Source organism: Streptomyces sp. NPDC092296, from assembly GCF_044755465.1.
Classification (GTDB): domain Bacteria; phylum Actinomycetota; class Actinomycetes; order Streptomycetales; family Streptomycetaceae; genus Peterkaempfera.
In genome coordinates this window covers 477,544-489,818 of sequence record NZ_JBIVRB010000002.1, presented here as the reverse complement: position 1 = coordinate 489,818, position 12,275 = coordinate 477,544, and the positions used below count along the sequence as shown (strand labels likewise).

The window sequence follows — 12,275 nt, the reverse complement described above, 5'->3', positions numbered from 1 at the left end:
ACTTGTTGGCCGCACACAACGTTGTGCATACACAAGGCGTGGTGCGCAGCCGGTCAGTCTCAAAGCATACAGCGTCCGAGGCCCCCGCGTTAATCCGCACCCCGCCGCGTACGCTCGCGGGAAGAGCCGTCCCGCGAGGGACCACCCGCAGAGACAAGCGAGAACATGAGCACCCAGCCCGACTCCGCCCCCGACGAGCCCCAGCACGAGGACGACGCCACCCGCGACCTGGCGGACGTGCCCGCCGTCGAGGTGATCACCACCCTGGCGGTGCACCTGATGAGCGCCGCCGCCGTCAAGTGCGGGCTCACCGAGGACGGCGACCAGCACAAGGACCTGGACGAGGCCCGCAAGCTGATCACCGCGCTGGCCGGCCTGGTCACCGCGAGCGCGCCCGACATCAGCAACTTCCACGCCGCGCCGCTGCGCGACGGGCTGCGCTCGCTCCAGCTGGCCTTCCGCGAGGCGTCGCTGGTGCCGGACGCGCCGGGCCAGGGTCCGGGCGAGAAGCTCACCGGCCCGGTCTACGGCTGACACCAGCGCCACGACGTAGGGGGGCGCCCGGCGGGCGCCCCCCTACGCGTACCGGTTTCAGCGGGCGTACCGGCTTCAGCGGGCGTACAGCGGCTCGCCCTCGACGGCCGCCGTGGCGGGCAGTAGGGCGAGGTCCAGGCCCCGGTCCAGCCGCACCCGCAGCAGCTCGTCGGCGGCCAGCGAACCGGCGATCCGCCGGGCGGCGTCCCGTACCGCCTCGGTGTCGGCGGCGGGCTCCGGCACCAGCGCCACCAGTGCGTCGGTCTGCTCGGCCGGGCGCAGATAGGCGCGCCGTACGGAAGGCTCCGCCGCCACCACGCGCCGTACCGCCGCCAGCACCTCCGGGTCGCGGGCCGGCGGCAGGTGCTCGCGGCCCTCGGCCAGCGCCCGCATCGGCGCACCGGTCAGCTGGTAGGCGACCGGCCCCGCCGGGTCGAGCAGCAGGGTGTCGGCCCGCTCCGAGTAGGCCGCCAGCACGGCCTGGCGGCCGTGCACCGGCACCGGCCGGGCGTCGGCCCGCCAGCGGGCCAGGGTCTCCAGCGAGCTGAAGGCGGGCAGCGCCCGGCGGCCGTCCGCCGCCTGCACGACCGGCACCGCCATGTCGCTGCTCTTCTCCCGCCGCAGGCCGTCGGGGCCGGTCTCGGCCTCACCGAGCAGCGCCACCACCGGCACCATCACCCGGGCGGCGGCGAGTGCGGCGAGCAGCTCGGCCTCACCGGCCTCGGGGTCGGCCGCCCAGCGGGCGAGGGCTTCGGCCAGGCGCGGGTCGGCGCCGCCGCTGTCACCGGCGAAGCCGGGGTCCGGGATGTTCTTGGGCTGCACCACCCCACGAGGGTATGCGACCCCTCGACGGGGCTTTCAGGCCGCCCGCGTTCGGCAAGGGCGCGCGCGTTCTCAGGGAGCGCTCATGGTGTTCTCACTTCCCTCGCAGGGTGGGTTTCTAGGGTCCTGGGCATGCCAGGACGGGAAACGGAGATGCTGACCCCGGCGGAGCGGTCGCCGGACGGGCGGCCGGGGCGGCGGAGGTGGCGATGGGGCAGGGTGGTCTCCCGGACGGTCGCGCTGGCGGCGGTCGGGGCGGTCGGGACGGGGCTGGCGGTGCATATGACGACTGAGGGACCGGGGGGCAGCGCCGCTGCGGCGGCGGCCCCGGTGGCGTCCACCAGGACGGCACCCGTGACCACGCCGCCCACGACCGTCCCGCCCCCGACCAAGCCACCGGCCATATCCCCGCCGGCCACACCCCCGCCGGCCGCCCCGCCCACGACCCCGCCCGGCCCGGCGCAGGCCGTGGCGGCGGCGGTCGAGCGGGCGATGCGGCCGGTCAGCGCCAAGGCGGAGGGGAAGGTGGCGGTCGCGGTGGCCGACCTCGCCACCGGGCTGAGCGCCACCGCCGGCGCCACCGGCCACGCCTTCGTCACCGCCAGCGTCGCCAAGGCCGACATCCTGGCCACGCTGCTGCTCCAGGCGCAGCACGCCGGGCGGGAGCTGACCGCCCAGGAGCGCGCCTGGGCCCGGACGATGATCGAGAACAGCGACAACGACGCCGCCGACGCCCTCTACTCCCGGATCGGCCTGGCCGCCGGGCTGGACAGCGCCAACCGCACCTTCGGGCTGACCGCCACCACCGGCGGCGCCGACCGGCACTGGGGGCTGACCGAGACCACCGCCGGGGACCAGCTGAAGCTGCTGCTGGTCCTGTTCGGGGACCACTCGCCGCTCAGCGCGGCCTCACAGGCGTACCTCCGGACGCTGATGGGCCAGGTCGAGGCGGACCAGACCTGGGGGGTCCCGGCCGCCGCCGACCCGGGCAGCGCGTACCTGGTGAAGAACGGCTGGCTGCCGCGGAGCGCCACCGGGCTCTGGGTGATCAACTCCATCGGGCTGGTGACCCACGACGGCCACCGGCTGCTGATCGCCGCGCTGTCCGACGGCAGCACCACGCAGGCACGCGGGATCGCGCTGGCGGAATCGGCCGCCACCGCCGCCGCCACCGCGCTGACCGAAGCACTGGGGACCGGCGCCTGACAGCGGTTCATCGGGGGCCGGGTCCGGGATCTACCGGCGGGTAGCAGCGCTGTGGCACGCTTCGCCCATGGTGAATCCCGCTGCTGACCGCGCCCGCTACGACCGGGCGACCGCCGGGCTGGACGCGCCGCTGGCGATCGTGGACCTGGCGGCCTTCGACGCCAACGCGGCCGATCTGGTGCGTCGCGCCGGGGGCAAGCCGATCCGGCTGGCCAGCAAGTCGGTGCGCTGCCGGGCGCTGCTGCGCCGGGCGCTGGCGGTGGACGGCTTCGCCGGGATCATGAGCTTCACGCTCGCGGAGTCGCTCTGGCTGGCCGGGAGCGGGTTCCGGGACATCCTGCTGGCCTACCCGTCCGCCGACCGGTCCGGCTATGCGGAGCTGGCCGCCGACCCCGAGGCGGCCGGGGCGATCACCGTGCTGCTGGACGACCCCGCGCAGTTGGAGCTGATCGACGCGGCGCGCGGCGGCCCGGGGGCGGGCGCGGAGATCCGGGTCTGCCTGGAGCTGGACACCGCCCTGCGGATGCTGGGCGGCCGGGTCCGGATCGGGGCGCGCCGCTCGCCGCTGCGCTCCCCCGGCGACCTGGTGGCCTTCGCCGAGCTGGTGCAGCGCCGGCCCGGGTTCCGGGTGGTGGGCCTGATGGCGTACGAGGGGCATGTCGCGGGGGTCGGTGACCGGGTGGCGGGGCAGCCGCTGCGCTCCCGGGCGGTCCGGGCGATGCAGGCGCGGGCGCGGGCGGAGCTGGCGGTGCGGCGGGCCGAGGTGGTGCGGGCGCTGCGGCGGGTGGCGGACCTGGAGTTCGTCAACGGCGGCGGCACCGGCAGTGTGGAGTCCACGGTGGCGGAGGCGGCGGTGACCGAGGTGGCGGCGGGTTCGGGTCTCTACGTACCGAGGCTGTTCGACAACTACACGGCGTTCCGGGGCCGCCCGGCCGCGCTGTTCGCGCTGCCGGTGGTGCGGCGGCCCGGGGTGGGCGTGGTGACCGTGCTGGGCGGCGGCTATCCGGCGTCCGGCGCGGCCGGGCGGGACCGGCTGCCGGTGCCGTACCTGCCCGAGGGGCTGCGGTACGACCCGCAGGAGCAGGCCGGTGAGGTGCAGTCGCCGCTGCTGGGGTCGGCGGCGGACGACCTGCTGATCGGGGACCGGGTGTGGTTCCGGCACGCCAAGGCCGGGGAGCTGTGCGAGCGGTTCGACCGGCTGCACCTGGTGGACGGCGACCGGCTGGTGGAGTCGGTGCCGACGTACCGGGGCGAGGGCAGGACGTTCCTGTGAACGTTCCTGTGACGCCGGACGGCCGCCGGTCCCGCCGCTGCGGGTCCGGCGGCCGTCGGTGCGGCGGTGGGCTCAGGTGCCGGCGCCGCCGGAGGCCGCCACGCCCCCGCTGTGGTCCTGGATGCCCTTGACGATGGTGTCCATCTGGCCGACGTCGGGGGCCTTGGCGACGGCGTCGAAGCCGAGGTGCACGGCGATCAGCGAGCTGCCACTGCCGGCCGGGAAGACCACGGTCTCGACGTAGCCGTCGTTGCCGGTCTTGACGTCCACCTTCCAGCGGACCAGGTAGCCGGGGCGGCCGGCCACGGTCACCGGCTCGGACTTCAGCTGCTGGTGGGAGGTGATCTCGCCGTAGGACTCCTTGACGGCGGCGGTGATGTCCTTCTTGGCGGCGGTCTCCGCCGAGCTGCCGGGCAGGGTGCTGGTGACCACGCCGCCGAGGGTGCAGCCGTACTGCGGTGACTGGGAGCAGGAGTACGAGCCGATCGACAGCGCGGCGTAGCCGCCGTTCGTGGTGCCGCCGGTCCAGCCGGACGGTATGGGCAGCGAGATGCCGTTGACCGTGTCGACGGCGGTGCCGGCGGACGCGCTGCCGGAGCCGCCGCCCGCGCCTCCGGAGTCGCCGCCGTCGTCACCGCCCAGGCCGCCCAGCCCACCGAGGCCGCCGAGGCCGCCGAGGCCGCCGAGCCCGCCCAGGCTGCCGGAGCCGTCCGAACCGCCGGAGCCGTCGGAGCCGCCGGACCCGCCGAAGCCACCCGAACCGCCGAAGCCGCCCGAACCGCCGAGGCCGCCCGAACCGCCGGAGCGGCCACCGAAACCGCCCGAGCCGCCGCGGCCCCCCGAGCCGCCGTTGCCACCGCTGCCGCCGCCCTCACCGAACTGCGGGGCGGTGCCGCCCCGCTGCCCGCCCGCCGGGGCGGACGCGGCGCTGGGGCTGTCGTCGCCGCGCATACCGAGGTAGGTGGCGCCGGAGCCGATACCGGCGCCGACCAGCGCCGCCACCGCCACCGCGACCACCAGCGCGCGCGAGGGGCGGCGGCGGGCCGGCTTGGCCGGCGGCGGGAAGCCGGGCGGCCAGGCCGGGCCGGGCGCCACCGGCAGTGCCGGGAGCAGCACCGGCCCGGCGGCGGCCGGCTCGGCGGACACGGCGGGCGGGGCCGGCTCGACAGGCGAGGCGGCCGGAACGGGCTCAGCGGGCTCGGCGGGAGGAGCGGCGGCCTCGGCCGGAGCGGCCGGACCCGGCACATCCCCTGATGCCTCGTCAGCCACGGGCTCCACCGCGTCCACCGGGACGGGCCGGGTGTCGCCGGTCCAGCCGGTGCCGTCCCACCACCGCAGCCGCCGGTCCGCATCGCCGCTGTCGCTCGGGTCCGGGTACCAGCCGGACGGAATCGTCGCAGTCACGTTCGGCACGCTACGTCGTGCCTGATAAGGCCGGGGTCAAGGGCCCCCCGGCTCCGCCCCGGAAACACGGCGGCTCCCGGGGCGGAGCGGGGTCGGGCCGGTCAGGCGGTGCCGGATTCCACCGGGGCCAGCTGGTCGAGCAGCCCCGGCTGGGTCTTCAGCCAGTTGCGTACGCCCTGCTGCTCATGGTGCTGCCCGGCGTCGTTGATGGCCTGCTCCAGGCCGCCGAGCTGCTGCTCCGTCAGCCGGAAGTCCCTCAGCCACTGCGAGACATGCGGGAACTCGGTGGGGAACGACTTGTGGGCCAGCGTGTGGATGCGGTCGCCCTTGCCGAACAGCCCCTTGGGGTCGGCCAGCTTGGTCAGGTCGTACTTGCTGTACGCCCAGTGCGGCGACCAGAGCACCACCGCGACCGGCTCCCGGGCCTTGATCGACTTGTCCAGCTGGGCGAGCATCCCGGCGGTGGAGCCGGTGGTCACCTGGTACTCCTGGTCCAGGCCGTACCCCTTGAGGACGGTGGAGCCGAGCAGCTTCATCTCACCGGCGCCCGGCTCGATGCCGATGATCCGGCCGCCGAACTCCTTGCCCTTGCCCTTGAGGTCGGCCAGCGAGTGCACGTCCTTGACGTACGACGGCACGCTGACCTCCAGGGACGTCGGCCCGTACCAGGAGCCGAGGTCGGTGAGGCTGTCGCGGTACTTGGCCCAGTAGTCGGCGTGGGTGACCGGCAGCCAGGAGTCCAGCTCGACGTCGATCTTGCCCGCCGCCATGCCGGTGTAGAGGGCGCCCACGTCCATGCTGCTCAGCCGGGGCCGGTAGCCGCGCTCCTCCAGCAGTTCCTTCCACAGGAAGCTGGCGGCGACGCCCTCGTCCCAGTTGATGTAGCCGATGTCGACCGTGCGGCCCTGGCCGATGTTGTCGCCGGCCGGCAGCGCCAGGTCCTGGGACTGCTTGCCGCCGAAGGCGTGCAGGCCGCCCGCGACCAGCGCGAGGGCCACCACGGCGGCCGAGGCGACGGCGGTGCTGGGCCGGTAGCGCAGCACCGGGGAGCGGCGGTGGGAGTCCTCCCGGGCCAGCGCGCGGCGGCCCAGCGGGGAGACCCGGCGGCCGAGCGCGCCGGTCATCCGGTCCAGGTACATGGCGAGGATGACCACCGCGATGCCGCCCTCGAAGCCGAGGCCGATGTCGACGTTGCTGATGGCGGTGAAGACGGAGGAGCCCAGTCCGCCGCCGCCCACCATCCCGGAGATGACCACCATGGAGAGCCCCAGCATGATCACCTGGTTGACCCCGGCCATGATGGTGGGCAGCGCCAGCGGCAGCTGGACGCCCAGCAGGGTGCGGCGGGGCGAGGTACCGAACGCCTCGGCCGCCTCCACCAGCTCGGCGTCCACCTGCCGGATGCCCAGCTCGGTCATCCGGACGCCCGGCGGCATCGAGAAGACGATGGTGGCGATGATGCCGGGCACCTGGCCGATCCCGAAGAAGAAGATCCCGGGGATCAGATAGACGAAGGCCGGCATGGTCTGCATCAGGTCGAGCACCGGGCGCAGCGCGGTGCTGACGGCGGTGGAGCGGGCCGCCCAGATGCCCAGCGGTACGGCGAGCAGCACCGTGATCACGCTGGCGACCAGCACCAGCGAGAGGGTGGACATCGCCTCGTCCCACTGCTGGACGGAGTCGATGAGGGCGAGCCCGGCGAAGGAGAGCACGGCGGCCAGCGGGCCGCGCAGCCAGAGTGCCAGCACGGCGAGGACGCCGGCCAGCAGCAGCGGGTTGGGGGCGCTCAGCACCGCGTCCACGCCGTCGTACATGCCGGCGACGACGGTGGTGATGCCGTCGAAGACGGGCTGGAAGTGGTCGCGGAGGAAGGTGACCGCGCTCTCGACCCAGTCGCCGAGGGGGAGCCTAGCCATGGTGCACCGCCTTGCCGCCGGTCTCGTCGGCCCGCCGGGCCTGCGGCGGCACCTCCGTGCCCCGCCCGGCGGCGCGGCCGAGCACCCGGTCGCGGCCGAGCACCCGGTCGCGGTCGACGTCCTCGACGAACGCCGCGACGTAGGCGTCGGCGGGCGAGAGCACGATCTCGGCGGGGGTGCCCTGCTGGACGATGCGGCCGTCGCGCATGACCGCGATCCGGTCACCGAGCCGCATGGCCTCGTTGAGGTCGTGGGTGATGAAGACGATGCTCTTGCGCAGCTGCTGCTGGAGCTGGAGCAGTTGCTCCTGCATCTCGCGGCGGATCAGCGGGTCGAGCGCGCTGAAGGACTCGTCCATCAGCAGCAGGTCGGCGTCGGTGGCCAGCGCTCGGGCCAGGCCGACCCGCTGCTGCATGCCGCCGGACAGCTCGTCCGGCCAGGAGTCGTGCCAGCCGCTGAGGCCGACCAGTTCCAGGGCCTCGGTGGCGCGGCGGTCGCGTTCCTCGCGGGGTACGCCCTGCACCTCCAGGCCGTAGCCGGCGTTCTCCAGCACGCTGCGGTGCGGGAAGAGCGCGAAGTGCTGGAAGACCATGCTGATCCGGTGGGAGCGCACCGCGCGCAGCTCCTTGTCGGGCAGCGCGGTCAGGTCCTGGCCGTCGAAGACCACCCGGCCGGCGGTGGGCCGGGAGAGCCCGTTGAGCATCCGCAGCAGGGTGGACTTGCCCGATCCTGACAGGCCCATGATGACGAAGATCTCGCCCGCACCGACCTCGAACCCGGCGTCCACCACGGCGGCGGTGGCGCCCTCCTCTCGCAGCTCCTCGCGGGTGGCTCCCGAGCGCAGCCGCTCGACGGCCTGTTCGGGCTGCTGCCCGAACACCTTGAACAAGTGGTCTGCTTCCAAAAGCAGCAGGGACACAGGTACCTCTCGATCTGCGGTGCGGCGGCCGCAGCGGGGGCGCCGGCACCGGGATTGCTTTCGCGGCCGGATACCCGGCCCTGGTACGTGTACAAACCGGATTGTGGCGACGCTCACGGATTCCCGACGCTTTCCGTCACCGAATATCGGATATGTCCCTGCAAAGTGCGCAAACCGGTCGCAACGGCGGCGGCAACCGGGCGGAGTACGGCATGATCGGGGCGTGACCGCCCCACGTCTGATGCTGCTCGACAGCGCCTCGCTGTACTTCCGTGCGTACTACGGCGTCCCCGACACGCTGAGGTCCCCCGACGGCCTGCCGGTGAACGCGGTCCGCGGGCTGCTGGACTTCATCGCCCGGCTGGTGACCGACCACTCCCCCGACCACCTGGTCGCCTGTATGGACGCCGACTGGCGGCCGCAGTGGCGGGTGGACCTCATCCCCACGTACAAGACCCACCGGCTCGCCGCCGCACCGACCGCCGCCCCCGGCGAGGAGGAGGTGCCCGATACGCTCCGCCCGCAGGTCCCGGTGATCGAGCAGGTGCTGGACGCGATCGGCATCGCCCGGGTCGGCGCCCCCGGCTACGAGGCGGACGATGTGATCGGCACACTGACCGCCCAGGCCACCGGTCCGGTGGACGTGGTCACCGGCGACCGGGACCTCTTCCAGCTGGTGGACGACGCCCGCGCGGTCCGGGTGCTCTACCCGATCAAGGGGATGGGCACCCTGCAGAGCACCGATGACGCGCTGCTCCGCGAGAAGTACGGCGTGGCGGGCGACCGCTACGCGGACCTGGCCGTGCTGCGCGGCGACCCCAGCGACGGGCTGCCGGGCGTCGCCGGGGTCGGGGAGAAGACGGCGACCAGGCTGCTCGACCGGTTCGGTGACCTGGCGGGCATCCAGGCCGCCGCCGCCGACCCCGGCGCGCAGCTCACCCCGGCGCTGCGGCGGCGGATCACCGAGGCCGGCCCGTACCTGGCCGTCGCCCCCGAGGTCGTCCGGGTCGCCCGGGACGTTCCGCTGCCGGTGCTCGACCCAGCCCTGCCCGCGGAGCCGCTCGACCCGATGACCCTGGAGGAGCTGGCCGCCCGCTGGGGTCTGGGCACCTCGTTGCAGCGCCTGCTGGACGCCCTGGCCGCCCCCGGCCGGGGGTAGTGGCGGCCGGGGGGCGGCGTGCTCAGGTCGCGTACGCCTCGAACTGGGAGAGCTGGCCGGCGGGCCACCCGGTGTTACCGGTGAAGACCAGCCGCAGGTAGCGGGCGGTGGTCGGCGGCAGCGCGACGGTCACGGTGTTGCCGCCGGCTGGGTTGAAGGTGTAGCCGGCGGCGGCCTTGACCGTGGTCCAGTTGCTGCCGTCGCTGCCGGCCTGCACGGCGACGGTCTGGGTGCGGGTGCCCCAGGCGGTGGCCGGCGGGAGCCGCAGCACCAGCCGGGACACCTGCTGGGCGGCGCCGAGGTCGACCTGCCACCACTGCGGGAAGGCGTTGTTGGCGCTCTCCCAGTAGGTGTCGGCGTTGCCGTCGACCGCGTTGCCCGGCCCGTAGTTCTGGGTGGTGCTGCCGGCGGTGGCGTTGCGATGCAGCGCCAGGTCGGGGTTGGCGGGCGGGGTGGTGGGCGGCGCGGTGGGGGTGCCGCCGCCGGTGAACCGGTTGACCCAGTACAGGGTGCGGTCGAGATAGGCGGTCGTGGCGGCGGCTCCGGTCCTGCCGTAGGCGCCCTCGTACGTCTGGTAGCCGACACCGGCCGGTGGCGTGCCGGTGGCGGGCTCGATCATCGTGCCCTCGTGCCACTCGTTGAACGAGGTGATCGAGACCCAGGTGGGCGGCCCGCCGTTCTCCGGCGCCAGGGCGCTGGACCAGATCAGGTCATAGGTAGCGCCGTCCGCCCGCGTCAGCGTCGGGGTGGTGTTGCCGGGGACCGCGCGGTCGTCGATGTAGCCGGGGCCGACCGAGGGCGCCCACACCTTGCCGTTGGCCCGGCACCAGTCCGCGATGCCCTTCCAGCCGGTGAAGTCGGTGCCGACGGCGTAGTTGTACATGCCGCCGAAGTGGGTGACCTTGGAGCAGTCGGTGGTCTGGGTGAGGATCAGGTTGTCGCCGTTCACCTGGTCCAGGGCGGACCAGTCGGCGATGTCGAGGCTGTCGAAGATGTAGAAGACCGGACGGTTGCCGTGCTTGGCGTCCCGGTGGAAGGCGGGGCTCGAGCCGTACCGGGAGTTGATGTAGCGGATGTCGGAGACGGTCGAGGCCGCCGTCCGGCCGGTGTACGGCTCCAGGTGCCACGCCACCTTGACGCCGTACTGCGCGGCGACGGAGAGCAGCCCCGACACCCGCTGGTCCTCGTAACTGCCCTGCCCCCACCAGCTGGTGACGATCACCCCGACACCGGCCTGGCGGACCCACGCCATGTGCTGGGCGACCGCTCCCGACAGGTCACCGGAGTCGTACGGGCCGAGCGCCGGGTAGAAGTTGGAGGAGATCTCGTTGGGCGGCTGGTGGTCGCCCTGCGGCCAGTGCCGCCAACTCCCGTTGAACGCCGGGGTCCCGTACCAGGGGTAGTAGAAGAAGTGCACATCGGTGGAGGGAGCGGGCGGGGTCGCGGCCCGCGCCGGGGTGGCCGCCCGGGTGGCCGTCCATCCCGTGCTCGCGGCGACGACGGCCGCCGCGCCGAACTGGAGGAACCGCCGCCTGCCGGGCGCGGCCGTACCGCCTTGCTGCTGCTCGATCGGGCGGCTGCGGCGGTGTGGAGACGAGTGCGTCACAAGCCCACGTCCTTTCAGACGGTGTGTGGGGGGCACGTCCCGTACACGGCCGGCTGACGCGGGGCTCGGTCCGGCCGCGACCAGAGACTACGAGGCCCACCGCAGCGAGTCCATGACTTGGCGCAAAAAATTGACCGGGACACGCAGAAACCCTTTCATCCGCTCGTAAAGTCCTGGCAGTGGGCCGGGCTGCGCGGCGAGGGGCCGCGCTGTGCGAGCCTTGGCCCGTGCCTCCCCTGCTGCGACGGCTGCATCCCCTCGACCTGGTGGCGGCGGTCCTGCTGCTCTGCGGCCTGCTGTGCGTGGCCTCCGGGCTGCTGCCCACCGGTCCGGCGGCGGACGTGCTGCACCGGATCGCCCCCCTGCTGCCGTTCCTGGCCACCGTCATCGTGCTGGCCGAGCTGACCTCGCAGGCCGAGGTGTTCGACGTACTGGCCATCCGCACCGCCCGCGCCGCCCGGGGCAGCTTCGGCGGCCTCTTCCTGCTCTGCTTCGGGCTCGCCGCACTCACCACCGCCGTGCTCAACCTGGACACCACGGCGGTGCTGCTCACCCCGGTGATGCTGGCGCTCGCGGAACGGGTCGGGGCCGCGCCGCTGCCGCTGGCGATGACCACGGTGTGGCTGGCCAACACCGCCAGCCTGCTGCTGCCGGTCTCCAACCTCACCAATCTGCTGGCGGCGGAGCGGGTGTCGCTCTCCCCCACCGGGCTGGCCGGGCAGATGTGGGCGCCGCAGCTCGCGGCACTGGCCGCGACCATGGCCTGCCTGTGGCTGTGCTACTGGCGGCGGGGGCGGCGGAGTGCCGACCGGTACCGGGTGCCGCCGGTGCGGCGGCCCGCCGACCCGGTGCTGTACCGGACCTGCGGGGTGACCTGCGGCGCCTTCCTGGCGGCGGTGCTGCTGCTGAAGGTGCCGCTGTGGGCGGCGTCCTCGGTGGCGGCGGGGCTGGCGGTGGCGGCGTTCGCGGTACGGCGGCCCGGGGTGCTGCGGCCGGGGCTGGTGCCGTGGCGGCTGCTGGCCTTCGTCCCCGGGCTCTTCCTGGTGGTGGAGACGCTGCGGGTGCACGGGCTGGGGAGCCTGCTGGGCACGCTGCTGGGCGGCGGCCACGGGCTGCCGGGGCTGCTGCGTACGGCGGGGGTGGGCGCCGGGCTCTCCAACGTGATCAACAACCTGCCGGCCTATCTGGCGGGCGAGTCCGCGCTGCCGGGGGGCGGCGGGCACTCACAGCTGCTGGCGCTGCTGATCGGCACCAACACGGGCGCGCTGGTCACGCCGTGGGCGTCGCTGGCCATGCTGCTCTGGTTCGAACGGTGCCGGGCCCAGGGGGTACGGGTCCCGCTGGGCCGCTTCACCCTCACCAGCGCCCTCCTCGCCACCACGGCCGTCACCACCGCCACCGCCGCCCTCGCCTGGACCACCTGACCCCGCCCAGGG

Annotated in this window: 10 protein-coding genes; 5 read left to right on the top strand and 5 right to left on the bottom strand. The window is 74.2% G+C overall.

Annotation, left to right across the window (positions count from 1 at the left end):
- The first annotated feature begins 165 nt into the window (after positions 1 to 165).
- Entirely contained in the window at positions 166 to 534 is a 369-nt protein-coding gene (locus ACIQGZ_RS09765) for a DUF1844 domain-containing protein (RefSeq protein WP_402600527.1), read from the top strand.
- 75 nt (positions 535 to 609) lie between these two features.
- Here ACIQGZ_RS09765 and ACIQGZ_RS09760 read toward each other — a convergent pair whose 3' ends face one another.
- Complete coding sequence (locus ACIQGZ_RS09760) at positions 610 to 1,356, bottom strand: SseB family protein (RefSeq protein WP_402600751.1); 747 nt, start codon at positions 1,354 to 1,356, stop codon at positions 610 to 612.
- A gap of 354 nt (positions 1,357 to 1,710) precedes the next feature.
- Between ACIQGZ_RS09760 and ACIQGZ_RS09755 the strand changes: the two genes are divergently transcribed.
- Together ACIQGZ_RS09755 and ACIQGZ_RS09750 are read left to right on the top strand one after the other, a co-directional pair.
- A complete protein-coding gene (locus ACIQGZ_RS09755) occupies positions 1,711 to 2,562 on the top strand; it encodes a serine hydrolase (protein WP_402600525.1) in 852 nt (283 codons plus the stop codon).
- A gap of 67 nt (positions 2,563 to 2,629) precedes the next feature.
- Entirely contained in the window at positions 2,630 to 3,835 is a 1,206-nt protein-coding gene (locus ACIQGZ_RS09750; protein WP_402600523.1) for an alanine racemase, read from the top strand.
- Positions 3,836 to 3,907: 72 nt separating this feature from the next.
- On the opposite strand, the gene ACIQGZ_RS09745 is transcribed toward ACIQGZ_RS09750, so the two are convergent.
- The 3 genes from ACIQGZ_RS09745 to ACIQGZ_RS09735 all read right to left on the bottom strand — a co-directional run bounded on the left by ACIQGZ_RS09745 (position 3,908) and on the right by ACIQGZ_RS09735 (position 8,044).
- Positions 3,908 to 5,239 (bottom strand): DUF2510 domain-containing protein, encoded by a 1,332-nt coding sequence (locus ACIQGZ_RS09745; RefSeq protein ID WP_402600522.1) that lies wholly within the window; start codon positions 5,237 to 5,239, stop codon positions 3,908 to 3,910.
- A gap of 101 nt (positions 5,240 to 5,340) precedes the next feature.
- A complete protein-coding gene (locus ACIQGZ_RS09740; protein WP_402600520.1) occupies positions 5,341 to 7,155 on the bottom strand; it encodes an ABC transporter permease/substrate binding protein in 1,815 nt (604 codons plus the stop codon).
- Positions 7,148 to 8,044: a glycine betaine/L-proline ABC transporter ATP-binding protein gene (locus ACIQGZ_RS09735; RefSeq protein WP_402600518.1), complete on the bottom strand. Its 897-nt coding sequence runs from the start codon at positions 8,042 to 8,044 to the stop codon at positions 7,148 to 7,150. Before ACIQGZ_RS09735 ends, ACIQGZ_RS09740 begins: the two co-directional genes overlap by 8 nt.
- A gap of 271 nt (positions 8,045 to 8,315) precedes the next feature.
- Between ACIQGZ_RS09735 and ACIQGZ_RS09730 the strand changes: the two genes are divergently transcribed.
- Positions 8,316 to 9,233: a 5'-3' exonuclease H3TH domain-containing protein gene (locus ACIQGZ_RS09730; protein WP_402600749.1), complete on the top strand. Its 918-nt coding sequence runs from the start codon at positions 8,316 to 8,318 to the stop codon at positions 9,231 to 9,233.
- A gap of 22 nt (positions 9,234 to 9,255) precedes the next feature.
- Here ACIQGZ_RS09730 and ACIQGZ_RS09725 read toward each other — a convergent pair whose 3' ends face one another.
- Complete coding sequence (locus tag ACIQGZ_RS09725) at positions 9,256 to 10,839, bottom strand: discoidin domain-containing protein (RefSeq protein ID WP_402600516.1); 1,584 nt, start codon at positions 10,837 to 10,839, stop codon at positions 9,256 to 9,258.
- A 227-nt stretch (positions 10,840 to 11,066) separates the two neighbouring features.
- Here ACIQGZ_RS09725 and ACIQGZ_RS09720 point away from each other — a divergent pair, with 227 nt between their 5' ends.
- A complete protein-coding gene (locus tag ACIQGZ_RS09720) occupies positions 11,067 to 12,263 on the top strand; it encodes an SLC13 family permease (RefSeq protein WP_402600514.1) in 1,197 nt (398 codons plus the stop codon).
- Positions 12,264 to 12,275 lie beyond the last annotated feature (12 nt).

Excerpts from the sequence above, each read along its gene's own strand:
- ACIQGZ_RS09765 (WP_402600527.1), top strand. The coding sequence starts at position 166 with ATGAGCACCCAGCCCGACTCCGCCCCCGACGAGCCCCAGCACGAGGAC.
- ACIQGZ_RS09750 (WP_402600523.1), top strand. The coding sequence starts at position 2,630 with ATGGTGAATCCCGCTGCTGACCGCGCCCGCTACGACCGGGCGACCGCC.
- ACIQGZ_RS09740 (WP_402600520.1), bottom strand. The coding sequence starts at position 7,155 with ATGGCTAGGCTCCCCCTCGGCGACTGGGTCGAGAGCGCGGTCACCTTC.
- ACIQGZ_RS09730 (WP_402600749.1), top strand. The coding sequence starts at position 8,316 with ATGCTGCTCGACAGCGCCTCGCTGTACTTCCGTGCGTACTACGGCGTC.